28 protein-coding genes are annotated in these 25,599 nt (G+C 55.8%); 13 read left to right on the top strand and 15 right to left on the bottom strand.

The window, feature by feature from the left end; all coding sequences use genetic code 11:
* Window positions 1-170: 170 nt before the first annotated feature.
* The 10 genes from IEX77_RS00245 to IEX77_RS00290 all read left to right on the top strand — a co-directional run bounded on the left by IEX77_RS00245 (window position 171) and on the right by IEX77_RS00290 (window position 7,843).
* The gene (locus IEX77_RS00245; RefSeq protein ID WP_188807092.1) at window positions 171-1,103 is read left to right on the top strand and encodes a CsgG/HfaB family protein; all 933 of its coding nucleotides are present in this window, start codon (window positions 171-173) and stop codon (window positions 1,101-1,103) included.
* The gene (locus IEX77_RS00250) at window positions 1,090-1,479 is read left to right on the top strand and encodes a hypothetical protein (protein WP_188807094.1); all 390 of its coding nucleotides are present in this window, start codon (window positions 1,090-1,092) and stop codon (window positions 1,477-1,479) included. Before IEX77_RS00245 ends, IEX77_RS00250 begins: the two co-directional genes overlap by 14 nt.
* A gap of 23 nt (window positions 1,480-1,502) precedes the next feature.
* Window positions 1,503-1,856 carry a DUF4810 domain-containing protein gene (locus tag IEX77_RS00255; protein ID WP_188807725.1) on the top strand — a complete coding sequence of 118 codons (354 nt, stop codon included), beginning with the start codon at window positions 1,503-1,505 and terminating at the stop codon, window positions 1,854-1,856.
* On the top strand, window positions 1,853-2,563 hold the full coding sequence (locus IEX77_RS00260) for a GNA1162 family protein (RefSeq protein WP_188807096.1): 711 nt from the start codon (window positions 1,853-1,855) through the stop codon (window positions 2,561-2,563). The genes IEX77_RS00255 and IEX77_RS00260 overlap by 4 nt, the downstream gene beginning before the upstream one ends.
* An 8-nt stretch (window positions 2,564-2,571) precedes the next feature.
* Entirely contained in the window at window positions 2,572-3,183 is a 612-nt protein-coding gene (locus IEX77_RS00265) for an anthranilate synthase component II (RefSeq protein ID WP_188807098.1), read from the top strand.
* 30 nt (window positions 3,184-3,213) lie between these two features.
* A complete protein-coding gene (locus tag IEX77_RS00270) occupies window positions 3,214-4,362 on the top strand; it encodes a DNA polymerase III subunit (protein WP_188807100.1) in 1,149 nt (382 codons plus the stop codon).
* 133 nt (window positions 4,363-4,495) lie between these two features.
* On the top strand, window positions 4,496-5,629 hold the full coding sequence (gene tgt, locus IEX77_RS00275; RefSeq protein WP_188807104.1) for a tRNA guanosine(34) transglycosylase Tgt: 1,134 nt from the start codon (window positions 4,496-4,498) through the stop codon (window positions 5,627-5,629).
* Between the two features lie 121 nt (window positions 5,630-5,750).
* The gene (locus IEX77_RS00280) at window positions 5,751-6,848 is read left to right on the top strand and encodes an LptF/LptG family permease (protein ID WP_188807726.1); all 1,098 of its coding nucleotides are present in this window, start codon (window positions 5,751-5,753) and stop codon (window positions 6,846-6,848) included.
* Between the two features lie 14 nt (window positions 6,849-6,862).
* Entirely contained in the window at window positions 6,863-7,324 is a 462-nt protein-coding gene (gene smpB / locus IEX77_RS00285; RefSeq protein WP_009432326.1) for an SsrA-binding protein SmpB, read from the top strand.
* 15 nt (window positions 7,325-7,339) lie between these two features.
* Window positions 7,340-7,843, top strand: a complete 504-nt coding sequence (locus IEX77_RS00290) for a glutathione peroxidase (protein ID WP_188807106.1) — start codon at window positions 7,340-7,342, stop codon at window positions 7,841-7,843.
* A 619-nt stretch (window positions 7,844-8,462) separates the two neighbouring features.
* Here the strand turns inward: IEX77_RS00290 and IEX77_RS00295 are convergent.
* Complete coding sequence (locus tag IEX77_RS00295; protein ID WP_188807108.1) at window positions 8,463-9,377, bottom strand: helix-turn-helix domain-containing protein; 915 nt, start codon at window positions 9,375-9,377, stop codon at window positions 8,463-8,465.
* A gap of 119 nt (window positions 9,378-9,496) precedes the next feature.
* Here IEX77_RS00295 and IEX77_RS00300 point away from each other — a divergent pair, with 119 nt between their 5' ends.
* From IEX77_RS00300 to IEX77_RS00310, 3 genes are read left to right on the top strand one after another with little or no spacing between them, the layout of a single operon-like run.
* The gene (locus IEX77_RS00300) at window positions 9,497-9,949 is read left to right on the top strand and encodes a cupin domain-containing protein (protein WP_188807110.1); all 453 of its coding nucleotides are present in this window, start codon (window positions 9,497-9,499) and stop codon (window positions 9,947-9,949) included.
* A gap of 12 nt (window positions 9,950-9,961) precedes the next feature.
* Window positions 9,962-10,726 (top strand): MBL fold metallo-hydrolase, encoded by a 765-nt coding sequence (locus IEX77_RS00305; protein ID WP_188807112.1) that lies wholly within the window; start codon window positions 9,962-9,964, stop codon window positions 10,724-10,726.
* Window positions 10,727-10,743: 17 nt separating this feature from the next.
* Window positions 10,744-11,643 carry a radical SAM mobile pair protein B gene (locus tag IEX77_RS00310; RefSeq protein WP_188807114.1) on the top strand — a complete coding sequence of 300 codons (900 nt, stop codon included), beginning with the start codon at window positions 10,744-10,746 and terminating at the stop codon, window positions 11,641-11,643.
* 316 nt (window positions 11,644-11,959) lie between these two features.
* Here IEX77_RS00310 and hemW read toward each other — a convergent pair whose 3' ends face one another.
* The 14 genes from hemW to IEX77_RS00380 all read right to left on the bottom strand — a co-directional run bounded on the left by hemW (window position 11,960) and on the right by IEX77_RS00380 (window position 25,100).
* Entirely contained in the window at window positions 11,960-13,087 is a 1,128-nt protein-coding gene (hemW, locus tag IEX77_RS00315) for a radical SAM family heme chaperone HemW (protein ID WP_188807116.1), read from the bottom strand.
* A 1-nt stretch (window position 13,088) separates the two neighbouring features.
* A complete protein-coding gene (locus IEX77_RS00320; RefSeq protein WP_188807118.1) occupies window positions 13,089-14,684 on the bottom strand; it encodes a glycoside hydrolase family 10-like protein in 1,596 nt (531 codons plus the stop codon).
* A gap of 3 nt (window positions 14,685-14,687) precedes the next feature.
* On the bottom strand, window positions 14,688-15,530 hold the full coding sequence (gene panC / locus IEX77_RS00325) for a pantoate--beta-alanine ligase (RefSeq protein WP_188807120.1): 843 nt from the start codon (window positions 15,528-15,530) through the stop codon (window positions 14,688-14,690).
* 24 nt (window positions 15,531-15,554) lie between these two features.
* Window positions 15,555-16,571 carry an aspartate-semialdehyde dehydrogenase gene (locus tag IEX77_RS00330; protein WP_188807123.1) on the bottom strand — a complete coding sequence of 339 codons (1,017 nt, stop codon included), beginning with the start codon at window positions 16,569-16,571 and terminating at the stop codon, window positions 15,555-15,557.
* 722 nt (window positions 16,572-17,293) lie between these two features.
* Window positions 17,294-17,965: a TatD family hydrolase gene (locus tag IEX77_RS00335; protein ID WP_188807125.1), complete on the bottom strand. Its 672-nt coding sequence runs from the start codon at window positions 17,963-17,965 to the stop codon at window positions 17,294-17,296.
* Window positions 17,966-17,982: 17 nt separating this feature from the next.
* Window positions 17,983-18,225, bottom strand: coding sequence for a membrane protein insertion efficiency factor YidD (gene yidD, locus IEX77_RS00340; RefSeq protein WP_044114178.1), 243 nt, complete (start codon window positions 18,223-18,225; stop codon window positions 17,983-17,985).
* The gene (locus tag IEX77_RS00345) at window positions 18,222-18,665 is read right to left on the bottom strand and encodes a ribonuclease P protein component (protein WP_188807127.1); all 444 of its coding nucleotides are present in this window, start codon (window positions 18,663-18,665) and stop codon (window positions 18,222-18,224) included. Before IEX77_RS00345 ends, yidD begins: the two co-directional genes overlap by 4 nt.
* Window positions 18,666-18,698: 33 nt before the next feature.
* Window positions 18,699-19,448: a uroporphyrinogen-III synthase gene (locus IEX77_RS00350; protein ID WP_188807129.1), complete on the bottom strand. Its 750-nt coding sequence runs from the start codon at window positions 19,446-19,448 to the stop codon at window positions 18,699-18,701.
* Window positions 19,445-20,146 carry a DUF4271 domain-containing protein gene (locus IEX77_RS00355; RefSeq protein ID WP_188807131.1) on the bottom strand — a complete coding sequence of 234 codons (702 nt, stop codon included), beginning with the start codon at window positions 20,144-20,146 and terminating at the stop codon, window positions 19,445-19,447. Before IEX77_RS00355 ends, IEX77_RS00350 begins: the two co-directional genes overlap by 4 nt.
* Before the next feature lie 113 nt (window positions 20,147-20,259).
* A complete protein-coding gene (locus IEX77_RS00360; RefSeq protein ID WP_188807133.1) occupies window positions 20,260-21,168 on the bottom strand; it encodes a sugar phosphate nucleotidyltransferase in 909 nt (302 codons plus the stop codon).
* A gap of 45 nt (window positions 21,169-21,213) precedes the next feature.
* Entirely contained in the window at window positions 21,214-22,698 is a 1,485-nt protein-coding gene (locus IEX77_RS00365; RefSeq protein WP_188807135.1) for a lytic transglycosylase domain-containing protein, read from the bottom strand.
* Between the two features lie 11 nt (window positions 22,699-22,709).
* On the bottom strand, window positions 22,710-23,408 hold the full coding sequence (locus IEX77_RS00370; RefSeq protein WP_188807137.1) for a DUF5683 domain-containing protein: 699 nt from the start codon (window positions 23,406-23,408) through the stop codon (window positions 22,710-22,712).
* A 24-nt stretch (window positions 23,409-23,432) separates the two neighbouring features.
* Window positions 23,433-24,335, bottom strand: coding sequence for a ParB/RepB/Spo0J family partition protein (locus IEX77_RS00375; RefSeq protein WP_188807139.1), 903 nt, complete (start codon window positions 24,333-24,335; stop codon window positions 23,433-23,435).
* Window positions 24,336-25,100: a ParA family protein gene (locus tag IEX77_RS00380; protein WP_009432319.1), complete on the bottom strand. Its 765-nt coding sequence runs from the start codon at window positions 25,098-25,100 to the stop codon at window positions 24,336-24,338.
* Between the last annotated feature and the right edge of the window lie 499 nt (window positions 25,101-25,599).

Genomic DNA, 25,599 nt, shown 5'->3' on the forward strand with positions numbered 1-25,599 from the left:
ACCAATATAGGTCAGCCCGCCGACCAATATAGATCTGTATCATATAGGATCCATCTGCACTCAAGCTGTGGTATAGAGCTTCGTCTGTATAGGCGTAGACCCAGGGCTCTACCGCTATTAATCACTACATTTGTACGACACAAACCTCACTTATAGATATACAGTGCCTTATGAATGTACTTAAGACGCTTTCTCTCGTAGCGCTGGCAGGCCTCTCAGGGCTTGGCTATGCTGCTGCACAAGAGCCCCAGCGAGTCATCGCCCATCCTGGAGTCAATAACGCTCGCCCTGCCGATGCGCGTAGCCTCAAGTGGAAGGTCGCCGTCGGGCGCTTCTCCAACGAGACGCAGTACGGCAAGGGTATCTTCTACGAGCGCGATAATGACCCCATGGCGAAGCAGGCCCTCGATATCCTTATGACGAAGCTCAATGCTTCGGGGAAGTTCATCCTCCTCGAGCGTAGCGACTCGGAGAAGCTGGAGGCAGAGCTCAAGGCTGGGCAGGGTCAGCGTATCGGTGCTGACTACCTTATCCTCGGCTCGATCACCGAGTTCGGCCGCAAGACGACTGGCAGGGATGGCCTCTTCACTTCGGAGAAGAGTCAGACGGTAGAGGCGGGTGTGAGCATTCGTATCGTCGACGTCGCGACGGGGCAAGTCATCTATTCGGAGGAAGGTAAGGGGCAGGCTCAGACGACGAGTAAGAGTACTCTGGGTCTTGGCGGTAAGGCTGGCTATGACGCCACCCTCAGCGATAAGGCCATCTCGGGGGCTATCGATCAGCTCGTCGAGAATATCATCAATAAGTGCACCGACAAGCCTTGGCGCACCTACCTCATCAATGCTGATGCCGATGGCATCATCATCGCAGGCGGGGCCGCTCAAGGCATTCGTCCTGGAGATACCTTCACGCTCTATAAGCGCGGCAAGCAAGTGAAGAACCCTCAGACGGGTGTCTCCTTCTATCTGGCGGGTAAGCCCGTAGCACAGCTGCGCGTAGAGTCCGTAGACGGCGATACGCCCGATACGCAGTACGCTATCGTCAGCGTCGTCTCGGGGAGCTTTGATAAGGGCGCCTTAGACAACTATTATGTACAGCAGTAAGACCGCAGCGATCATGAAGAAGCAACCATTCTACAAGCAGTGGGCCGTCGGTCTACTCTCCCTCCTTGCCCTCCTCTTCGCTGGGACAGCCTGCGGGACGACCTCGTCGATCTCGGGCGGGCTGAATGATGAGTCTTATATCGTCGTATCCTCCTCGGGTGCCTACGTCGGGAAGAAGGTTTTTGTCTTAGTCGACGACGTCTCCGCTGTGGGGATCGTGGCCGTTCGCCCCGACGCTGTCACGCGCCACGCAAAGCGTATCACCATCACCCCAGGGCGCCATACGGTCATCGTCCGAGATGCCGAGGGGCGTACGCTCTTCTCCAAGGAGATCTTCATCTCCAGCCGAGCCGCGAAGACCATCACCCTGCAGTAATCGTAGATCCTCTTTTGCAACAGATGAAGTTCTCTTATACCGCCGCCACACTCCTACTTTTTGCGGGACTCCTCTCGAGCTGTGGCTCCTCACCAGCATTATATTCGTGGGGCGACTATGAGCAGACGGCCTATGCCGTCGCACAGAATCCCACCCCCGAGCGTCTTAGGGCTCTCGGCATGGTCTACGAGAAGCTCATCACTCAGCCCGAAGGCCTGCGCAAGATGCCTCCTCCAGGGCTCTGCGCGGAGTACGGCTACCTCTTAGCTAAGCAAGGCGATACCGAGCGAGGCGTGAAGCTCCTCGAGAAGGAAGCTGAGCTGTACCCCGAGAGTGCCGTCTTCGTCCGTCGTCTCATCAAGCAGCTGAAGAAATGAAGATCCGACTACACCGAGCCTTCATGGCCGTAGGGGCATTCGCCTCGCTGGTACTCCTCTCCTCTTGTGGACTGCTGAGCGAGCAGACGCAGCGTCGTGAGGACGCCTATGCTACGCTCTACAGGGAGAATCCCCGCTCCATCGTCATCATGCCCACGATCAATGAGACCAATCAGGTCGAGCTGAAGGATAACTTCTACGCCACGCTGCTCAAGCCGCTGGCTGAGCGTGGCTACTACGTCTTCTCACCCTTCCTCGCGAAGGAGCTGATGGAGCAGGAGAGTGCCGCCAATGCCGAGGACTTCATCCAGGGGAATGTAGCCCCCTTCTACCGCGTCTTCGGCGCAGACGCCGTCCTCTTTACCATCATCCATCGCTGGGAGAAGGTCGCCCTGCGCTCGAAGATCGAGATCGATGTCGAGTACCTCCTGCGCTCTACGAAGACTGGGGAGACGCTCTTTACCCGCCGCTTTGAGGGCGCCGTGGATCTGAGTCAAGACAAAGGAGGGCGTGGCATCCTGAGTACCTTTGTTGATATCCTCGTGGGGGCGATCTCTACCTCGATGACGGACAAGGTCGTGGCTGCTCGTCTGGCTAACCGCGATGCGCTGGAGAGCCTCCCTGCGGGTGCTTACCATCCCCGCTATCTCCAGGATAAGCGCGACCAAGTTGGTCCCACGCACGTCACGGGGCGTAACCTCAAGTAGCGTGTACCATGGGCTCCACGGTACACCTCTTAGTCATCGACAACCGCGACTCCTTCGTCTATAATGTCGTGGAGCTCCTGCGCTCACTCCCCGAGCTCACCTTCGAGGTTATCCCCGAGGGTGAGCTCGAGCTCTCTTCGCTTCCCGAGCACGATGGGCTCATTCTCTCCCCTGGGCCAGGCGTGCCGAGTGAGTTCCCCCGTATGCAGGCCCTCATCCGTGCCGAAGCGGGAGTAAAGCCGATCTTGGGTATCTGCCTCGGGCATCAGGCTCTCGCCGAGCACTACGGCGCCACGCTGGTGCAGCTCCCTGCGCCTCGCCACGGGCATGCCTCCGCACTTGAGGTCATAGATCCTACGGATAGCCTCGTCGGTGCTATCCCTACGGGAAGTCTCGTCGGGCGCTACCACAGCTGGGCGGTCGACGAAGCGAGCCTCCCGACCTGCCTTGTCCCGACGGCTTATTGCGCCGATGCGGGTGAAGGCCGTGTGCTGATGGCGATGCGCCACCGCACGGAGCCCGTGTGGTCGGTGCAGTTCCATCCCGAGAGCATGATCAGCGAGCACGGACGTGCCTACCTCTTGGCCTTCGCCACAGCCGTCCGTGCTTGGCGCCGATAGCCCTTCCCATCCATCTACATCCCTTAGCCTATGTACTTCAGAGATATTGTCGGTCACGATAGCCTCAAGGCGCAGCTTCTCACGACGGCTCGTCAGGGGCTCGTCCCTCATGCCCAGCTCTTCACGGGGCGCGATGGCGAGGGCGCTCTGGGCTTGGCTTACGCCTATGCCCGCTACCTCAACTGCACCGACCGCGGGGAATGGGACTCCTGCGGGCATTGCCCCTCCTGCCGTCGCTATGACGAAGTGGGGGATCCTGACCTCTCCTTCCTCTATCCCATCGTCAACGCTTCGGGGAAGAACCTCTGCGAAGACTATATTGAGGACTGGCGCCGCTTCATACAGCAGGGCCCTTATACCTATTATGATGAATGGCTGGGACTCCTCGGAGGCGATGGGAAGAAGGCCTCGATCTTCGCCCGCGAAGGCGAGCCCCTGCAGCGCATGATGGGCTATCAGACCTCGGGGCGTGGCTACCGCATCCTCATCATCTGGCTGCCCGAGCGCATGCAGGAGGCCTTGGGCAACAAGCTCCTCAAGCTCGTCGAAGAGCCACCCGAGCGCACCATCATCCTCATGGTCACGATGGACGAGCCGTCCGTCCTTCAGACGCTGCGCAGTCGTATGCAGACCCTTCGCCTTCGCCCCCTTACTGAGCCTGAGATCGAGACAGCACTACGGGCGACCCCGACGGACTATGCCGAGGCGGATGCCCTCTACGCGGCCCACCTCTCGGAGGGTAACTATCGCAAGGCGCTCGATCTCTACGAAGGGCGTGCCGCTGAGCTGGGCGAGGAATACGCCCTTCTGCAGCGCATCCTCCGCGCGACGGTCAATGCGCAACCCCGCGAGATGAAGCTCCTCGCCGAAGACCTCGCGGCACTGTCAAAGGAAGAGCAAGCGAGCCTCTTGGAGTATCTGGCGCGCATGTTCAGAGAGTTCTACCTCTACAATCTCTCCCTCCCCGACATCAATTACCTCACGAGTCGGGAGGAAGGCATCGCCCGCTACCTGCGCTCCTGCATCACGGGGCGCAACGTCCGCCAGGTCGAGGCCGAGATCGACGAAGCCGCCCGCCACTTAGCGCAGAATGTGCAGGCGAAGATGGTCTTCTTTGACCTCATTCTGCGCCTCACTTCGACCCTCGCTCCGAGCTACAAGCAGGCGGGGGTACGCTGACCCCTGGTGCTCCCAGCGGAGTATATGGCTCATATGCCGTATCTTTGCACTTCACTTACACCCACATCTCCCATTAGATATAGCGACACTGCGCTCGTGAGAGACATCGTGGGGTGACAACAAGAAGACAACGATGCTGAAATTCGATATCCATAAGACTTGTACTAAGACTGCCGCGCGCGCTGGGCGTATAGAGACCGACCACGGGGAGATCCTTACTCCGATCTTCATGCCCGTCGGGACGGTCGGCTCGGTGAAGGCTGTCCACATGCCCGAGTTGAGCGACGACATCCACGCACAGATCATCCTCGGCAATACGTACCACCTCTACCTGCGCCCAGGGCTCGATACCCTGTACAAGGCAGGCGGGCTGCATAAGTTCAATAGCTGGTCGGGCTCGATCCTCACCGACAGCGGGGGCTATCAGGTCTTCAGCTTGGCGCATCGCCGTAAGATCACGGAGGAAGGGGTGACCTTCCGCTCGCACATCGACGGATCGAAGCACCTCTTCACCCCCGAGCGTGTGATGGATATCGAGCGTATCATCGGTGCGGACATCATCATGGCTTTCGATGAATGTTGCCCTGGTGATGCGGACTTCCACTATGCGAAGAAGTCGCTGGCACTCACCGAAGACTGGCTACGTCGCTGTGTGAAGCGCGTCAATGAGACTGATCCACACTACGGCTATCATCAGAGCCTCTTCCCTATCGTGCAGGGCTGTGTCTATCCCGAGCTGCGTACGCGTGCTGCTGAATTCGTGGCTTCGCTCGGTGCTGAAGGGAATGCCATCGGTGGCCTTGCCGTCGGTGAGCCCACGGAGAAGATGTACGAGATGGTCGAGCTGACTAATAGCATCCTCCCCAAGGACAAGCCCCGCTACCTGATGGGTGTCGGTACGCCGATCAACCTGCTGGAGAACATTGCTCGCGGTGTCGATATGTTTGACTGCATCATGCCTACCCGCAACGGGCGCAACGGCCAGCTTTTCACGAGCTACGGCACGATCAATATCCGCAACGCGAAGTGGGCGCAGGAGTTCAGCCCCATTGATCCCGAGGGTACGTCCTTCGTCGACAAGCAGTACAGCCTGGCCTACCTGCACCACCTCATCCGCGCTGACGAGATCCTTGGGCTGCAGATCGCTTCGATACACAACCTCGCCTTCTACCTGCGTTTGGTACGTGAGGCCCGTGAGCATATCCTCGCAGGAGACTTCTCCGAGTGGAAGGATAAGATGGTGCGTCAGCTCAACAACCGCCTCTAAGTTCCCACCCGAGTACGTCATGAGTACCACTCCCCACGAAGCTGAAGAGCTCCAGCAGGAGCCGATCACCGATCAGGTAGATCAGACCGAAGCGCCCGAGCGTAGGACGCCTCCGCCCGTGATGAAGAAGCCGTACCGCCCTTGGCTGGGGCGGGTGGACTGGTACATCATACGTACCTTCATCTCCACGTTCCTCTTCTCCATCGGCTTGATCCTCGCGGTCGCAGTGGTCTTTGACGTCAACGATAAGATCACGGACTTCCTCAAGCCAGAGGTACCACTCTCGGGGATCCTCTTCCGCTACTACCTCAACTTCATCCCCTACTACGCGAACCTCTTCAGTCCGCTCTTCGTCTTCATCTCGGTGATCTTCTTCACCTCGAAGCTGGCAGCGAACTCCGAGATCATCGCGATGCTTGCCAGTGGGATGAGCTTCCGCCGTCTGCTCCGCCCGTATATGGTCTCTGCGACGCTCATCGCGCTCTCGACCTACGTGCTCAACGGCTTCATCATCCCTTCGGGCAACCGTGTACGTATTGACTTCGAGCAGACCTACCTCAAGTCGCGCCGCGAGGTCTACACGAACAATATTCAGATCGCCATTGCGAAGGATACCTACCTCTATATCCGCGACTACGAGAGCCTTTCGAAGCGTGCCACGTCGCTCGCCGTGGATCAGTTCAAGGGGCCGAATCTCATCTCCCGCCTGACGGCTGACGAAGCGTACTATGATACGCTCGACCACTGGAAGCTAACGGACTTCCACATCCGCCGCTTCAAGGGCCTTGAGGCTACCGACACGATTGGCTATGGCTTGGATACGAATCTACGTATCAGCCCCGCTGACTTCCTCGTCAATGAGAAGGACGCTGTGAAGATGCGCAACGACCAGCTCTCACGCTACATCGACCGTCAGAAGGAGCGTGGCGCAAGCAACACCCGTCTCTTCCAGACGGAGCTGCACAATCGATATGCCGCGATCTTCTCCGCCTTTATCCTCACCTTCATCGGTGCGGTGCTCTCGGCGAAGAAGATGAAGAACGGTCTGGGGATCAACCTCGTCATTGGCTTCGCACTCTGTCTGGCATACATCCTCGCCACCTCGCTCACTTCGCAGATCGCGAACGTCGGGCTGATGGCACCCTGGATAGCGGCGTGGATACCGAACGTGGCCTTCATCATCGCAGCCCTCTTGCTGTGGCGTAAGGCCCCCCAATAACTACGACTCATCATATGAAAGAAAAGATACAGCGCGCCGTCTCGATACAGAATCGCCGCGCACGCTTCGACTACGAGCTCCTCGATACCTATACTGCTGGGATGGTGCTCGTAGGCACGGAGATCAAGTCCCTTCGCCTGGGGAAGGCGAGCTTGGTCGATGCCTTCTGCTACTTCCACAACGGGGAGCTGTGGCTCAAGGGCGCCAACATCAGCGAGTACTTCTACGGCTCGTACAACAATCACGCGGCACGCCGTGACCGCAAGCTCCTCCTCAATCGCAAGGAGCTTCGCAAGCTCGAGGCTTATGTACAAAGCCCTGGTGTGACGATTGTCCCCGTGAAGATCTTCATCAATGACCGTGGGCTGGCGAAGGTCGTCATCGCCCCCGCTCGAGGGAAGAAGGTCTACGACAAGCGCGCCACGATGCGTGAGCGTGATGATCGCCGTGAGATGGACCGCGCTATGAAGCGCTAAGAATTGCCCTGATCTATGCAGAAGATATATGACTTCATCGCCCAGCGCCCCTCGGGTGAACTGGTGCGTCTCTCACAGTTCGCAGGCAAGGTCCTCTTGATCGTCAATACGGCGAGCAAGTGTGGCTTCACTCCTCAGTTCGCAGGTCTCGAAGAGCTCTATCAGCGCTATCGTGATCGTGGGCTGGTGATCCTCGGATTCCCCTGCGGTCAGTTCCTCGGTCAAGAGCTTAGCACGGGCGAAGATGCAGCTTCCTTCTGCTCGCTCAACTATGGGGTCTCCTTCCCGATGATGAAGAAGGTACGCGTCAATGGCCGCTACGAAGACCCTATCTTTACCTACCTCAAGCGCGCTGCACGCGGTACACTCACCTCGTGCATTAAGTGGAACTTCACCAAGTTCCTCATCTCACGCGACGGTAGTCGGGTCCTGCGCTTCTCTCCGATGACTAAGCCAGAGAAGCTCGCTCCGCTCATTGAGCAGCTTCTGGCAGAGCAGCCCATAGACCTCGAGGACTAAGCCTCACCTATCCTATAAGGCAGCCGCCCCCGCCACCCGTGCAATGCTTGCACTTCGGGTGGCGGGGGCGGCTGTTTTGTCTTGTGGCATAAGGCGCTTCTCTTGATGTGTGTGCGAAAAGGATCTGAGATGGGTGGAAGGAGGTATATAGCTTCGTGAGCTTTCTTCCTTAGGTACGTGCAGTATTATACGCTTGAAGATGGATATTTATACGATTAAATCAGAGGATTTATACGTATAAATCGGGCGAATAATACGTATTAATTGGTAGGTTTATACGTATTAATTTTCTCTCTCACTCGTATAAATCGTGGATATCATACGTATTATCTCTCATAATACTCCTTGGGAGATGCGGGCATCCAGCTGTAGAGCAAACGCAAAGGGCGAATGAAAGGATGAGTAAGTCCTTTCATTCGCCCTTCGTAATCCTACACGCAGTTTGCAAGGGAAATACTCTATGAGGCTTCAGATATGGAAAGAAGGCTGGAGAAGAATTACAAGAGCAATAGAATAAGATAAAGGCAATAAGCGCATATTGCTGATTGGATAACGACACTTGAGCAGAGATATATCTGTTTCAAGTGCCGTTCGTTTATTGCTAAGTTATTGTGCTTGGTCATTTTTTTGATTCTGCGGCAAACTGTCCTCCTTTATATTCTTCTTTAAACTCTGTAACTGTCTGTCCCGTTTGTTTTTTGAAGAAACGCATTAGATGTCCTGGCTCCGAGAAATTGAATTCGTATGCCAATTCACTGGTGGTTTTGTTAGTGAAGAGTATTTCATTCTTGATTTCTGCAAGCAGACGTTGTTTCAGCAGATGTGCGGACGTTTGTCCATATTGAGCCTGTACAGAGGCATTCAATGTGATGCGGCTGATGTTCAGCATGGCTGCATAGTCGGCCACTCGCTGGTATTGGCGAATATGTTTTTCTAAGAGTTGTTTGAACTCAAAGGCATGGTGGTTCTTGGGGGTATCAAAAGGCAGATGGTACTGAGTGGAATACCTACGATTAAGAGTCATGAGCAGATAATGAAGTAAGGATACGATGATGTGATAGCTGTCGGCAAGAGGATGGCTGAGTTCTTCTTTTATCCGTACAAGCAAACGCTCGTATTCTTGTTGTTCCATAGCAGTAGCCGACAGATGGGGTGGGAAATCTGTTTGGTAGCAATAAAGCAAACGATAAGTAAAGAAAGGATCGGCAAGATAGGTTGAAAGAAAATCATCACGGAAAACAAGGAAACGATAATCCATTTGGCTTTCATCAATATGCCACTCCTGATGGATGTGCGGCGAAAGTATCAGCACCGTATTGTCCTTCAACGCGATATGTTGAAAGCCATAACGCACCCATCCGGATGCTTTCCTGAAGAAAAACAACTCGAAGAAGTTGGTCTTGAAAGACGGATACTCCATCAATACGCCCCGCAAACGCTCGTGTGTATCGGTATTGATGTTGAAGTCTACACCACATTCTGTTTTGCTGAAAGGGACTTGAGTAAGTTCTTGGGGATGAATCTCTGATTTCATGTGACAAATGTGCTAATAAATGTTGGTTTATCAAAATGGTAGAACATATATTGTTAATGGTAGAATGTGCCTTTGTTCTGTGCGCTACCTTTGCACTCGTAATCAAAGCAAATAGCATTATGAGAGAAATTCAAATCACAGAAAAGGGAGAGAACTTCACCACGGTGAACGTAGGTAAGTTGAATGAAATTAAGGAATATGAGTTGGCTATGGGCAATTTCTCTATTCCGGGAAAGATGTTTGCCGGACATGCACTACGAGCAACAGGTGCAGAATTGTCTTTCCAAAGTCTTGCGGCAGGTCAAGATTATGGCACACGTCATGCCCATAAAACCCACGAAGAGCTTTATTTCATTCTTAAAGGTGAAGGCGTTTTCGATGTAGACGGCAAGCGATTTCCCGTTTCAGAGGGAAGCATCGTGAGAATCGCCCCCAATGGCAAACGTGCATTCAAGAACACAGGTAGCAGCGAAATGCTCGTGCTTTGTGTACAATATAAGGCAAATTCGTTCTCAGATGATGATGAGCCACTGAGGGATGGTATTATGCTGGAAGCCAATGTTAAACTTTAGTTGTAATAAGCAATGAATATCCAACAAGTAAGAAACGCAACGATAATCGTTGAGTATGGGGGAAAGAAAATTCTGATTGACCCCATGTTGGGAAAGAAAGGCTGCATGCCTCCTTTCCCCTTTAGTAGAAATCAACACCTGCGCAACCCACTTCATGAACTACCTTTTCCCGTAGAAGAGGTGTTAAAAGGTGTAGATGCGGTGTTGCTTACCCATCTACACGATGACCATATTGATGAGGCGGCCTATGAAGCGATACCTAAAGATATGCGACTTTTGGTGCAGGACGAAAACGATCGGCAGGTGGTGATGTCGCATGGATTTAATCATGTGGAAGTTGTCGGCGACAATACAAGGATTGGGGAAGTGAGCATACAAAAGGCCGAAAGCCAGCATGGTAATTTCATCATGAAGTATCCTGCCGGACATACGGCGGGTTATGTATTCACTCATCCACAAGAAAAGACGCTCTATCACGCCGGAGATACCATCTGGTATGCTGGTGTGAAGCGCAATTTGAAGCGTTTTCGCCCCGAGGTTATCACCCTTAATGCGGGTGGCAATGGTTTTCGCTTGGGAGGACGCGTCATTATGAACGATGAAGATGTGGTAAAAGTTGCTGCAGCTGCACCTGACGCAAAGCTGTTTGTGACGCATCTTGAAGGCGTGAACCATAATAGTGTGACGCGTGAAATGGTGAGAAAGCGTGCGGAAGTGGCAGGAATTTTAGACCGCGTCTTTATTCCTGAAGACGGTGAAACGGTAGAAGATTTATAAAGAATAAAGAAGAAAATATGGCAGAAACTCTCATTGATACGAAAGAGGTGCATGGCATCATGACCAAGTCCAACCTCCCTGTTGGTGGCTATTCGGTGAATCCATACGTGGGTTGCACCCATGCTTGCAAGTATTGTTACGCCTCATTCATGAAGCGCTTCACAGGACATAAAGAAGAATGGGGTACTTTCTTAGACGTGAAGCATTGGCCTGCAATCAAGAATCCGAAGAAATATGCCGGACAACGCGTGGTTATTGGATCAGTGACCGATGGATACAATCCCGAAGAAGCAACGTTCCGCAGGACACGTAAACTGCTTGAAGAGCTCAAAGACAGCGATGCAGAAATACTCATTTGTACAAAGAGCGACCTCGTGTTGCGCGACCTTGACTTGCTCCAGCAAATGAAGAATGTCACCGTATCGTGGTCAGTCAACACGCTTGATGAGACATTTCGTGCCGACATGGACAAGGCCGTGAGCATAGAGCGGCGCATCGTAGCCATGCGAAAGGTCTACGAGGCGGGTATCCGAACCATTTGTTTTGTGTCACCCATCTTCCCCGGTATCACTGATTTCAAGGCTATTTTTCATGAAGTGAAAGACATTTGCGACCTCTTTTGGCTTGAGAACCTCAATCTACGGGGTAGTTTTAAGGCCAGCATTATGGGGTATATCAAATCACACTATCCCCATTTGTTCCCACTTTATGAACAAATCTATTTGCATAAAGACCGAACATACTGGAAGCAATTGGAGCAAGAGGCCGCGAAAATGGCGCAGGAGGCTCAATGTAAGTATGTGGATAATGAATTGCCTTACGAGCGAAGTCCCAAAGGACATCCCTCGATAGTGAATTATCTTTATCACGAAGAAATCAGAGGGTCAGGAAATACGGGTATAAGGAATGTTATATAATAAAATAGGTACGTATCTCTACTGTTGACAGACTACTTGGAGAATAACTACTTATAGGGCTTTCGGTATACTAGAAGGCCTCAAGAACATAGTTGTGCGTAGTTAGACGGTAGTAATAACCATTCCTACTTTCTGACTACAATACCATCCCTTTTCTCTCTCTCTCGTATAAGTCGTGGGTATCATACGTATGATCTCTCATAATACTCCTTGGGAGATGCGGGCATCAAGCTGTGGAGCAAACGCAAAGGGCGAATGAAAGGATGAGTAAGTCCTTTCATTCGCCCTTCGTAATGCCTGCGAGGCAAGTGGCTACTTAGAGGAAGAGGTCGGCGATGATGCCGTCGGAGACGAAGATACCTTCGGGAGTGAGGCGAAGGGTATCATCGCTCTGGGTGAGTTGACCTCGGTGAAGGTGTTCGCTTGCGGCTTGTATGAGTTCCCGCTTGGCACGCTCACCGAAGCGTGCCGCATAGTCTCCGAGCGGGATGCCCCACTGCGTGCGAAGGCGGGTGAGGATGTACTCGTGCTGGAGCTCTTCGTCGCTGAGGTGCTCGGTCTCGTAGTCGCGCCTTCCCTCGAGGAGTGCACGGGTGTAGTGTGTGAGTGAGGCGATGTTGTGCGAGCGGGTACGTACCCCGTCGAAGCTATGCGCCGACGGGCCCAAGCCCAGATAGGGGACGCCCTGCCAATAGCCTGTGTTGTGCCGTGCGTAGCGGTCGGGGAGGGCGAAGTTCGATATCTCGTAGTGCTCGTAGCCCGCCGCCTTGAGTTCGGAGATGAGCATCTCGAAGAAGCGCAGGCTGGCTTCTTCCGACACGGGCTGTACCTTGCCTCGCTCGACAAGGCGTGTGAGCGCGGTGCCTTCCTCATAGATGAGGTGGTAGGCGGAGAGGTGGGGGACGCCGAGCGAGAGGAAGGTGCGGATGTTCGTGAACCATCGCTCCTCGGTCTGACCAGGCAGGCCATAGATGAGGTCCAGGCTGAGATTGTCGATGCCATGATGGCGTAGAGCTTCGACAGCGGCGAAGACTTGCTCAGCACTATGACGGCGGTTGAGGAACGTCAGGTCGTCGGCGTGGAAGCTCTGCACGCCCATGCTGACACGGTTGATAGGGAGCGAGTCGAGAGCCTGGGCATACTCCTTCGTGACGTCATCGGGGTTGCATTCGATGGTTACCTCACCCGTGCCCGTCAGCGGGTAGAGCTCGGTGATGGTGTCGAAGATGCGAGTCAGCTCCTCAGGAGTGAGGAGCGAAGGAGTGCCGCCACCGAAGTAGATATGGTCTATCAATGCGCCATCAGGGAGCTCCACACGGCGAAGGTAAAGCTCCCTGATGAGGGCATCGAGGAAGTCTCGTCGGAGACGGCTCCCCGTCTGGGTGTAGAAGTCGCAGTACGAGCAGCGACTTGCACAGAAGGGGATATGGAGGTAGAGGTTCATGCTACTTCCCACCAGCCAGAGCCTTGAGGTCGGGAAGGCTGATAGTGAGCGCAGACGTGCAGGGGGTCGCTACGCCGAAGGTATTTACCGCTTCGACGCCGAACTCAATGGAGCTACTGCCGTTGAAGTCCGATGCTACGAGCTTGCACTGTGGGGAGGTGAGGCGAGGAGCGAGGAGCGTCGCATGCTTTGCTCCGCTCTCATCGGTCGTGATGACCCAGAGGCGCCACGTCAGCGGAAGGTGCTTCGATGCCTCGGGCTGCTGCCACGAGAGGATGACTTCGCCACGCCCTGCAGGCTTGAGAGCCAGCTCGGTAGGCGCTGCTGCTTGGAATGCCTTCCCACGAGCGAAGGCAAGGGGGAGAGCTGTCGGACGGAAGGCTTCGGCAATGATGCGGCGCGTCGCTGGGAAGCGGGCTCCCGTATGCGCTTCGCGGAAGAAGCATACGCCAGAGAGACCGACTTCGCGCTCCTCTTCGATTTGCTCCTCGATGACCGTCTCAGGCCAGCCCGTCTCCTCCACGCGGTAGGGTGCGAGCCCTGCCACGACGGGGATATAGCGTGCGACCTGCTCCTTCCATTCGCGCAGGAAGGGGCTGTAGAGATCATCGCGGTAGTACATCATCGGGACGATGAAGTCAACGAGCCCCTCACGACCCCACGTCTCGGGATCTTGAAGCACGGACTCGTAGGCCGTCCAGCCATGCGAGCGACCGAGGTCTGCGATCTTACGTAGCTTGCCCAGTGGCGCTACACTCACCAGTGCATGCGAGCCGATACTCTGGAGCGAGTCACGTACCTCGCGGAGCTGCTGGGTGAGGTTGTTGCGTCGCCAAGCTGACTTGCTTTCGTACTCCGAGCCATAGCGCATATAGGTGCCACCATCTGCGAACTGCTCTGCTCCCTCGGGGTAGCGGAAGTAGTCGAAGTGCACGCCATCGACGGGATAGCGTCGCACGAGGTCAGCCGTCAGATGCGCGATGTACGAGCGTACCTCGGGACGTCCTGGATCGAGGTGATAGGAGCCCTTGTGAGGGATCGCCCAGCCTGGGTGATCCGTGAGGATGGGGTGAGGAGCTCGCTTGGAGGACGAGAGCGGATAGGTGACGAGCCAAGCATGGAGGCTCAGACCACGTGCGTGGCAAGCCTCGATAGCAAAGCGCACGGGATCGTAGTCTCCGAAGAAGCCTTCGCCAGCGAAGCGCGTGGAGAGGGGCTCGTAGTCGGAGGGGTAGATGACCGTACCGCTGTGGCGGAGCTGGAGGAAGACCGTGTTGTAGCCATCGGCTTGCAGGCGGTCGAGGATACGCAGGAGCGACTCCTTCTGGCGGCGCACACCGTCGGGCGTATCCGCCTTATCACGGGGCCAGTCGAGGCCGTAGACGGTAGTGAGCCATACGGCGCGCATCTCCTCACGGATGGAGTCGCCTGTGGGGCGAGTCCAGTGCGTAGGAGCTTCTTCTACGGGAGCTGGCGTGGGAACGGGTATCTGCTCTACGGGCTGCTCTACCACCTTGGGCTTACGCGTACCGCAACCTGCAAGGCTAAGGGCAAGCACAGCACCGCTGAGGAGTAGGAGTTTCTTTGCTGAGGTCATCCTTTAGTGGTAAGCGATATTGTCGATCAGGCGCACCTCTCCGCAGTAGACGGTGATGCAGCCATGAGGGGCAGGGCTATCGCTCCAGGATGCGATGGGCTGTAGGCTGTCGGTATCGACGATCTCGAAGTACTCGACACGTAGGGTAGGGACGGCATTGATCTCGCGGATCACACGCTCGATGAGCTCGGCAGGCGTCAGCTCGTGTGCCCAGCTACGGCTCTCAGAGAGGATGCGGTAGATAGCGGGAGCGGCTGCGCGGCCCTCGGGTGTGAGGCGCACATTGCGGCTACTGAGTGCCAGACCATCGGCTTCGCGTACGATGGGGCAAGCGATGATCTCTACGGGGCTACCGATGAGATGGACCATAGCGCGGATGACGGAGATCTGCTGGAAGTCCTTCTCCCCGAAGTAAGCACAGTCGGGGCGGACGATGTCGAAGAGGCGGGAGACGACCTGCATGACACCATTGAAGTGTCCCGGACGGAAGCGGCCTTCCATGACTTCGGCTACGGCGCCGACGTCAAAGGTGCGCTTATCCTCCTCGGGATAGATGGTGCTGACCTCAGGAGCGAAGAGTGCGCTGGTGCCGACCGAGGCGAGGAGCTCGCTGTCGGCTTCGAGCGTGCGGGGGTAGGTCTCGAGGTCTCGAGGATCGTTGAACTGTGTGGGATTCACGAAGACGCTGACGATGCAGCGGTCGCATTCGCTGAGAGCTCGCTTGACGAGGCTCAGGTGTCCAGCGTGAAGTGCCCCCATGGTGGGGACGAAGGCGATGCGATGCCCTTGTGCACGCTCCGCCGCTACGAAGGCCTGGAGGTCTTCGATGCTCTTATATAAGTTCATTGCTATGAGTAGTAAGGTCTCGGTTTACTTCTTGCCGATGTTGCCCTGTGCAGCGAGGTATTCGGCGATCTGTACGGCATTCAGAGCTGCTCCCTTCTTGATCTGGTCACCGACGCACCAGAAGGTGAGGCCATTGGGCGTCGCCAGGTCCTTACGCAGACGACCTACATAGACGGGGTCCTTCTCCGCGATGAAGAGCGGCATGGGATATACCTGATCCGAAGGGTCGTCCTGCAGGACTACACCAGGAGCCTTGCGGAAGGCTTCACGGACATCGTCCAGCGAGAGAGGCTTCTCCGTCTCTACCCAAATCGCCTCGGAGTGGGCGCGAGTCACGGGGACACGGACGCAGGTAGCGCTGACCTGCACATCGCTGTGCATGATCTTGCGCGTCTCGTGGTACATCTTCAGTTCCTCCTTCGTGTAGTCATCGTCGCCGAAGACATCGATCTGAGGGATGAGGTTGTAGGCGAGCTGGTAGGCGAACTTCTTCACCTCGGGCTCTTCGCCTCGTGCGATGGCCTTGATCTGGTCATCCAGCTCGGCCATACCACGGGCCCCAGCTCCGCTGGCCGCCTGATAGGTGGCTACGTGGACACGGCGGATGTGGCTGAGACGCTCGATGGCGTTCAGGGCGACGACCATCTGGATGGTCGTGCAGTTGGGATTGGCGATGATACCACGGGGACGCACGAGGGCATCGGCAGCATTGACCTCAGGTACGACGAGAGGGACATCCTCCTGCATACGGAAGGCGCTGGAGTTGTCGATCATCACGGCGCCGTGCTTGGTGATCGTCTCTGCGTACTCGAGGGATACACTCCCACCAGCCGAGACGAAGGCCACGTCAATATCCTTGAAGTCATCGCCGTGCTGAAGCAGGCGTATCGTATATTCCTTCCCACGGAAGGTGATCTTCTTCCCCGCGCTACGCTCGGAGGCGAACAGTTCTAATCGGTCAATTTTGAGGGAGCGCTCGCTGAGGACACGGAGGAATTCCTGTCCGACGGCTCCACTGACACCGACTATAGCTACATTCATTGGCTGAAGTTCGGTTTGTCTCTTAGTAAATACAATGGCCAGCAGCTATCCTGAGCGCTCTGCTCGGGTAGCTCCTGTCCGCTTATCGCTTGCAAAGATACGAAGAAGCAACCGACCCTAAGGCCCCGCACCGAAGGTGACACCGACGACTCTCGCAAGTAGTGCCCCCATAGAAGAGAAATTTGGTAGGAATTAAAGGCTATCAAGGTATCCACCTGAGGAGGTGCTGTGAACCTATATAGGATGGCGAAGAAAGCTATATAGCTTTGAGAAGTGACCTCTATTAGTTTGTCGCTCCGCGTAGGAATAAAAGTTGTGGACGAGTGGCAGATAAGTTTGGACTACGTACGTGGCTCTAATATCTACGTACGTGGATATTTGGATTTACGTACCTGGTCTTTAAGACTACGTGCATAGACAGAGGAAAACCACTACGTGAAGGTGCTTTTTCCTTCACGAGAATGACACTTTTCCCTCCGCCGGATAAGAGGAATACTCGCAATAAGGCGAAGGGCTTGTGTATCACTTCGGAGAGCTATATCGGGGAGCTGGGCGCGCGATGCCTTAGCACTTTAAATAGAGGATAGGACTCTGCCGCAACAGTCTCCTATATAGGTCGGACGAGCAACCAATATAGGTCAGCTCGGTGACCAATATAGGATGCTTCACCTGCCTCATGGAGATTTCTTCCAAAGGGGATGGAGGAGGGTAGCTCTCTTAGCTTAGAGAAGTGTGGGGAAGAGGTATTTGGCGGAGGTATAGAGCTGCTTGCGAAGGGTGGATTCGTCCAGAACAAGAGCTTTGGATGCCGCCTGATAGACGGCTTGAATAGATAGCTCAGGGGCATCGTCTGTCTCTAAGAAGGCTTGCCCAGCTGCATGAGCTTCTCGCAGACTATCGGGGCGGAAGTGCTCGCCGAAGCTAAGGTAGAGCCCAGCGTGTAGGAGCTGACGTGCTTGGTCAAGTCTGCCACGGAAGCCATGGATGATCCAGGGTTGCTTGGGCTGGAGCTCACGGTGAAGGCGAAGAAGTTCGTCTTGAGCGCGTACCAAGTGAAGGATGAGGGGAAGCTCCAGCTCTTCGCTAAGGAGAATCTGTGCGCGAAGGATCGGGAGCTGCTCGGCGAGAGTGGTGTGTTTCGTGGCTTTGTCTAAGCCCGCCTCACCTAAGGCAATGACGCGGGGAAGCTGTAGGGCTTTGCGAAGTAAGGGGAGGGATTCCTCTCGGAGCTCCTCCGCTCGCCAAGGGTGGAGACCTACGCTGTAGTAGAGGGAGTCGTGGGAGGGGAGCGTGTCCACCTCAGAGAGGTAGCAGCTCAGTAGCTCTACGGTGTCGGGCGTGGAGCGTACGTGGTGGGTGTGCAGGTCGATATAGGGGGCGAGCTGCTCGGTCATGGTGGAGATAGATGTCGCTAAGGTACGGGGTCGTAGCCACTACCACCCCAGGGGTGACAGCGCAGGATACGACGCACAGCGAGGTAGAGCCCCTTGAATGGCCCGTGCTTACGAAGTGCCTCGATGGCATAGGTTGAGCAAGAGGGTGTGAAGCGACACGAGGGGGGCGTCAGTGGCGAGATCGCTCCCTTGTAGAAGTAGATGGGGAGAAGAAGGAGCTTCGTCAGGAGGGCTTTGACGAAGTCGAGTACACGCTTCATGCTTCTTCGTTAGTTGGCTCTTCTGCCTTGGGCGTCAGCTCCTCACAGATACGGGAGAGCGCCTTGTCCATACCGCGATTGACGTCGGCCTGTGTGGGGAGCTCCTTCGCTACGGAGAGGAGACCGAGGTGGATGTGCAGGCCCTGCGTCTTGGCCAGATCAAGGAGGCGGTGCTTACGTAGGCGGTAGCTCTCGCGGATGAGGCGCTTGACGCGGTTGCGCTTATTGGCTCGACGGAAGTACTTCTTCGCCGCTACGGCGAGGATGGCACAGCTGGGCTCTTCGTCTTCCCCGATAGGAGTCGCATTCACTACGACCCGAAGTGGGTAGGCGATGAAGGCATGACCCGAAGCAAAAAGGGCGTCTACATCTCGCTTGAGATGCAGACGCTCTTCTTTGCTAAGCGTATAGCGTAGGGGAGTGGTGGTGAGATCTTCCACGATCAGCGAATGCTTCGCTCTCTGGGGAGCGACCTACTTGTTCTTCTCCTTGAGGTACTGCTCGAGAGCCATCGCCATCGAGGGAGCACCATCGGTAGGAGCGGAGAGATCTAGGCGCAGACCAGCCTGCTCAATAGCCTGGCACGTGGCAGGACCAAAGCCCCCGATGAGGACCTTGCCCTGCTTATAGTCGCTGTGGTTGGCAAGCAGTGATGCCACACCTGCGGGGCTGAAGAAGATGATCATATCATACTTCTCCTTCTTCTCAGCTGCGGTGAACTTCTTGCTGACAGTACGGTACATGATCGCCTTAGTGAACTGAAGCTTCTTGGACGTCAAGAGGTCGATGAGATCGTTCTTGTGATCCTCAGCCATGGGGAGGAAGTAGAGCTCCTTGCTGTGCTTCTGCATGATCGCTACCAGCTCCGCCTGTCCTCCTGCTTCGGGATAGAAGACCTTGCGCTTGCGGTAGACGATGAACTTCTGGAGATAGTTGGCTACCTGCTCGTTGATGCAGAAGTACTTCATATCCTCGGGGATGGTGACACGGAGCTCTTCGCTGAGCTGGAAGAAGTGCTCCATAGCCTTTCGCGAGGTGAAGACTATCGCCGTATGATCAAGGATGTTCACCTTCTGATTGCGGAACTCGCGTGGAGTCACCGACTCGACTTCGATGAATGCACGGAACGTAGCTTCGGCTCCGTAGCGCGCAGCGATATCATAGTAAGGGGACTTCCCCGACTCGGGTCGAGGCTGAGAGATTAGGATCGTCTTAATACTCATTGAAACGTAGTGGGAAGGAGGAGATCACCCCTCGAAAAGGAGATGCTCAGCCCTATAACGTAAAGGAAGGGAGCAATTTCGTGGGCGCAAAGGTACAAAAAAAGGAAGAGGGAGCCTGTGGAACCCTGTGTCAGACGGCGTATGACTTGTACTATACCGAGGAACTGAACCAGGAGTAAGACCCCTGCCGCAATGGCCCAAAGAGTGATCGTGGAGAGGGGAGCAAAGGTCAAGAGGGAGACCAGTGCCATCAGTAGAGCTCGCAGCCAATCTTGGAAGAAATAGTCTTGTGCCAAGAGGCCTCCAGAGAGATTGTCAAGCAGGATATAGCGCCAGAGCTTGAAGGAGAGCGAGCGGATATAGAGGAAGAGGTACATCCCCACAAAGAGCGCTGCCAGCGTGGTGAGGAGACCTATATAGTCCCCCTGCAGGATCAGCCCTTCGCGGCTCAGAAGCCTCAGGACCGTCAGCCCCGTCGAGAGGCTGCCTAAGACATAGACGAGGAAGCGGAAGAGTCCGTAGGAGACGAAGCGCGAGATATATACTGCCCCCGAGTCGGGGTTGGCTTGCCGACCTGCCTCCAGCGCCACACCGATGAGGCCTGGGGTGTAGACCCAGACAAGAAGGGTGAGTAGCCAGATGACAAGCTCGGTGATATAGCTGACGTTCGCCAGGGGCTCGAGGCGCACAAAGTCCATGCCTATCGTAGGGGGTAGCCGTAGCCTACCCATCGCTCCCACACGCTACCGAAGGAGCATGTGGAGACGATGGGGTGAGCTATCGGTATCTAATTTATAGTAGGAGTGTTGCCTTAGAAGAGCTTCTCGGGATAGGCGCCCGTAGAGGCCAGAGCTGCGAGCTTGGCGACGACATCGGGGCGGTCTTCGGCGTAGGTGACACCGAACCAAGAGTCAGGCGTGTCAAGGACTTCTACCGTAGAGGTGCCTTCTGCGACGAGGTGATTGACTACGAGGGGGATGTAGTACTCAAACTTAGGATTAGCCTTCTGCTCATTGAGGAAGTGGCAGAAGAGCTTCTCTGAGTGCTGGAAGTAGTCAGGCGTGAAACCCCACATGTTCATCGATACAGGAGTATTCTCTTCGAGGAGCTGCTCCTGACCGTTCTCGTCCGTGAAGGCGATCTTACCATCAGGGCGACGAGCGATAGAGGTGCGCTCGACGACACCCGTGAGGAAGCCCTTGTCATCTACTTCGCAGACACCGCGTGCTACTGTACCGCTTTCGCTGAGCGTATTGCCTACGCGGTAGCCGACCATGCAGTACTTGTCGTGGCTGTCGGAGAAGCTACGAAGCTTGTCAGCCAGAGCTGCGAAGCCGTGGCGGCCATAGAAGTCGTCAGCATTGATCACGGCGAAGGGCTCGTTGATCACCTCTGCTGCCATCATGACGGCGTGGTTCGTACCCCAAGGCTTCTCGCGGCCCTCGGGTACAGTGAAGCCTTCGGGGAGCTTGTCCAGATCCTGGAAGACGACCTCAACAGGGATCTTGTGCTCGTACTTCGAGATGATCTTCTCACGGAACTCCTGCTCGAAGGTGCGGCGGATGACGAAGACGACCTTGCCGAAGCCAGCGCGGATGGCATCGAAGATCGAGTAGTCCATGATGGTCTCCCCTGAGGGACCGACTCCGTCGAGCTGCTTGAGGCCACCGTAGCGGCTACCCATACCTGCAGCGAGGACGACTAATGTTGGCTGTTTCATTGCTTGATTGTTATGAAGCTATTGCTTGTTGTATTGTATCTCTTGTTAGCGTCTGCCACGGCGGCTCTTCTTCGAGCTGTGGCTCTTGTTGCTATGTCCCCTCGAGCTCTTGGAGGCCCTTGCCGTGGATGAAGCCTTGGAGACCTTGGTGATGTGGAGCGTCTGCCCAGGGCGGAGCTTATCGGAAGTAATGTTATTGCTCTTCTTGAGCTCCTCTACACTGATGCCATTCTTCTGGGCGATGGAGTAGAGCGTCTCACCTGTGGTGACGACGTGAGCTGTGGTCGTCGTCTGCTGCTTGGCTTCTGCCTTCTGACCCCGGGTGCGGCGGGTGGGCTGCTCTTCTTCGGTGACAGATCCTTCCTCTTCGCTGGAGGATTGGCTTCTCGTCGCAGAGCGAGTCGATGCCGTGTTGTTGGGCCCTTCGAGGTTCACACGCAGCTCGGGCGAATTCACTTCGCTCCCTGCGCTGTCGAGCTTGAGGATGGCGGAGAGGGGGAGACGTACGGGATAGGGTGTATCGTTTCCTGGAATGATCCCGCGACGGAACTGTGGGTTGAACGTCGAGATCAGGTCCGTCGATACCCCCGTGATTTCGGAGATGCGATCGAAGGTAACGCGATGATTCGCCGTGTAATAGTCCGTAGCCAGTGGGCGACCCAGCTGACGAGGGTAGATGCCGTACTCGCGGTGGTAGTGCATCGCGAAGTAAGCCCCGATGAAGAGGGGTATATAGCGGCGCGTCTCGTTCGGCAGGTAGCGGTAGATGTCCCAGAAGTTGGGGCGATCAGTGTTCACACGACGAAGGGCACGGTTCACATTGCCAGGGCCACAGTTGTATGCAGCGAGGACGAGCCACCAGTCACCGTAGATGCGGTAGAGATCCTTGAGGAAGCGGCAGGCTGCCTCGGTGCTCTTGACGGGGTCCATACGCTCGTCGACGAGGCTATTGACCGTGAGTCCGTAGATCTTACCCGTCGGGAGCATGAGCTGCCAGAGGCCAGCGGCACCAGCAGGAGAGATGGCCTTAGGATTGAGTGCCGACTCGACGATGACGAGGTAGCGGAGCTCCATAGGGAGGCCATTCTTATCGAGAGCCATCTCGATCTCGGGGAAGTAGAGATCTCCGAGGGAGAGCATGGAGCTCAGGAGGCCACGGCGCTTGAAGAGATACAGCTCGATCGCCTCACGTACGAGGGGGTTGTAGCTGAATCGCATCGCCGAGGGCATCTTGTTGAGCATGCGTACATAGACGCTGTCTGGTGTGTAGGGGACGGACACGGAGCCGTAGCGGGAGCCTGTGCTCTTACCTGTAGCATTGCCATAGCCGGTGTACCACTGCTCCAGCATCTTCTCCACGTCCTTATCAAGCGAGGTGGGGAGGGTGATGGGATCAAGAAGGGCAGAGGCCAGGGTGAAGGGCGAAGCGATGCGATCAGCGCGTCGCGTGCTATCCACCTGAGCGGAGAGGCTGGATGCCGAGAGGAAGAGGAGGAAGGCTGCCGAGAGGAGCTTGATGTGAAGCTTCATCGGGGAGGGATTTAGAAGGTGAGGCTACAGTTCACTCCCATCTGATAGGAGGGAAGACCGAGCTTAGGGAATCCCACTTCGGGGACGACCCGTAGAGAGAGGTCGGGGCTTATGTCGAAGGTATAGAGTTCGGCATCGACATAGGCATCGAGGATGGAGAGGCCGTAGACGAGAACCGTAGCGACGATGCTGAGATCTCGATAGCGGCGGTAGAAGTCATTGCCTCGCTTGAGCGTGGAGCGCAGTGAGGACTGGTACTGCTGGTAGTCGGAGGCCTGCGCACCAGTAGGGGCGAAGACAAGCCAAGAGGTGTTGTGCTCGGGATCGGGCCCCGAGAGGTCACGATAGGCTGCGTGGTACTCCTGATACTGGCGGTTATTCCACGTGATGGAGTAGTAGCAGGCCATAAAGGCACCCCACACGATGGGGAGCTTCCAATACTTGCGGTTATAGATCTGCCCGCCACCTGGGAGGAAGGCCCAGAGGATAGCTTTGGTGGAGTTGGGCTGCCAAAGCGCCTGCTGCTGGATCTTCAGAGCTTGCTTCTCAAAGCTGGGAAGCGGCTCCTGCGTGCTGGGGGCGACGCTGTCGCTCGCAGAGAGGAGCGAAGGCATATCATGGGTCGTCGGCACGGGGGACTCCTGGCTCCAGGCCGTGGCATGGGGCAGGATCAGTAGGGAGAAGAGGGCGGTCAGGAGTCGGATGCGCATAGGGCGATGAGGCTTGCTGTAGAGCTACTGCTGGATACGCTCGAGGAGCTGCATGATGCGCTCGAGGTCTTCGTCACCAGAGAAAGGGATCGTGAGCTTACCCTTACCCGAAGCGGAGCAGCGGAGGGTAACCTTTGACGAGAAGACTTGAGCCAAGTGGCGCTCAAGGAGCTTGAAGTCCTTGCGCTCAGCCTTCGCAGGCTGCTGTGACTGTGGTGTGGGGGGGGGCGTAGCATCAGGCTCCTCGGCGATAGCGCGGGCAAGCTCCTCTACAGCACGGACGCTGAGGTGCTCGGTGATGATGAGGTTGTAGAGCTCGATCTGACGCTCGGTATCCTCTACCTGCAGGAGGGCTCGGGCATGTCCCATATCGATGAGGCGCTGCGTCAACCCAAGCTGGATCTCAGCGGGGAGCTGGAGCAGGCGGATGTAGTTGCTGATGGTGACACGCTTCTTCCCGACGCGCTCAGCGAGCTTTGCCTGAGTCAGACTGTGCTGCTCGATGAGCTGCTGGTAGGCCAAGGCTATTTCGATAGCGTTGAGGTCTTCGCGCTGGATGTTCTCGATGAGAGCAAGCTCCAGCAGTTCGCCTTCCTGTGTCGAGCGGATGTATGCGGGGAGCGTCTTCAGCCCAGCCAGCTGAGCAGCGCGCCAGCGACGCTCACCCGAGATGATCTGGTAAGAGCCAGAGGGGAGGGCTTGTACGGTGATAGGCTGTACAAGACCGAGAGCACGCAGAGAGGCTGCGAGCTCCTCGAGGCCTTCTTGCTCGAAGTGCTTACGGGGCTGATCGGGGTTGGGAGCGATCTTCTCCAGCGGAAGCTCTTGGATAGAAACGGTGCCTTGGAGGGCTGCTGATGCAGTCTCTCCTCCGAGGAGGTTCCCCAGGCCACGGCCCAGGACATTCTTATTCTTTGCTGCGGACATCTACTTATTCTTGTTGATCAGCTCGGCTGCCAGCTGTAGGTGGTTGATGGCTCCACGGCTATCGGCATCGTAGAGTAGGGCGGGGAGGCCGTGGCTCGGAGCTTCGCCGAGCTTTACGTTGCGCTGGATGACGGTCTCGAAGACGAGACCCTTGAAGTGGGACTTGACCTCCTCATAGATCTGGTTGTTTAGGCGTGTACGGCTGTCGTACATCGTCATGAGGAAGCCCTCGATATCGAGCTGTGCATTGAGGCGCTGGCGTACAATACGGATGGTGTTGAGGAGCTTAGAGATCCCTTCGAGTGCGAAGTACTCGCACTGCACGGGGATGAGCACGGAGTCTGCTGCTACGAGAGCATTGACAGTGATCAAGCCGAGCGAGGGCGAGCAGTCGATGAGGATATAGTCGTATCGGTCGAGGATGGGTGCGAGGACAGAGCGGAGGATATACTCACGCTCCGAGCGCTCCAGTAGCTCGAGATCTGCCCCCGCCAGATCAATGTGTGAAGGCAAGAGGTCAAGGCCGTCGACGACCGTCTTCGTGATGGCCTCCGTAGCAGGCAGGCCGGAGCAGAGGCATTCGTAGATCGTCTTGCCTATCTGAGAGGCATCGATGCCGATCCCCGAAGTGGCGTTGGCCTGCGGGTCCGTGTCGACCAGGAGTACGCGCTTCTCAAGGGAGGCTAAGGAAGCTGCCAGATTGATAGCGGTCGTGGTCTTACCCACTCCGCCCTTCTGATTGGCTAATGCGATGACTTTGCCCATGTGCTCTATATCTCTATATATAACGTATGCTGTCGGTGTCATCGGCCTCTCAAGATCCTTTACTTGGGATGAGGGCAGACTTACCTAATTAGCCCACAAAATTACTACTTCTCACCGATATGTTTCCCTTGCCATGGCTGAACGGTGGGGCTCTCAGGTTAAATTTTAGAGTACACTCTTGAGGCTGAGGAAGTCGCCCTCTCACACCAAACCATCATCTTACCTCCCTTTGAAAGCTCTCAGAAGGGAGAGCGTAAAAAGAGCAAGCTAAGTACTAGCCTTGCCGCCTTCGTGATGGGGATGGTGAATCTATATTGAGAGCATCGCACGTCCAGCTCCCCGACATGCGTCTCCGAAGTGATACACAAGCCCTTCGCTTTGCCGCGAGTATTCCTCTTATCCTGCAGAGGGAAAAGTGTCCTTCTCGTGAAGAAAAAAGCACCTTCCCGTAGTGGAATTCTTCTATCTATGTACGTAGTCTTAAAGACTAGGCACGTAA

The organism is Porphyromonas pasteri (genome assembly GCF_014647755.1).
GTDB lineage: Bacteria > Bacteroidota > Bacteroidia > Bacteroidales > Porphyromonadaceae > Porphyromonas > Porphyromonas pasteri.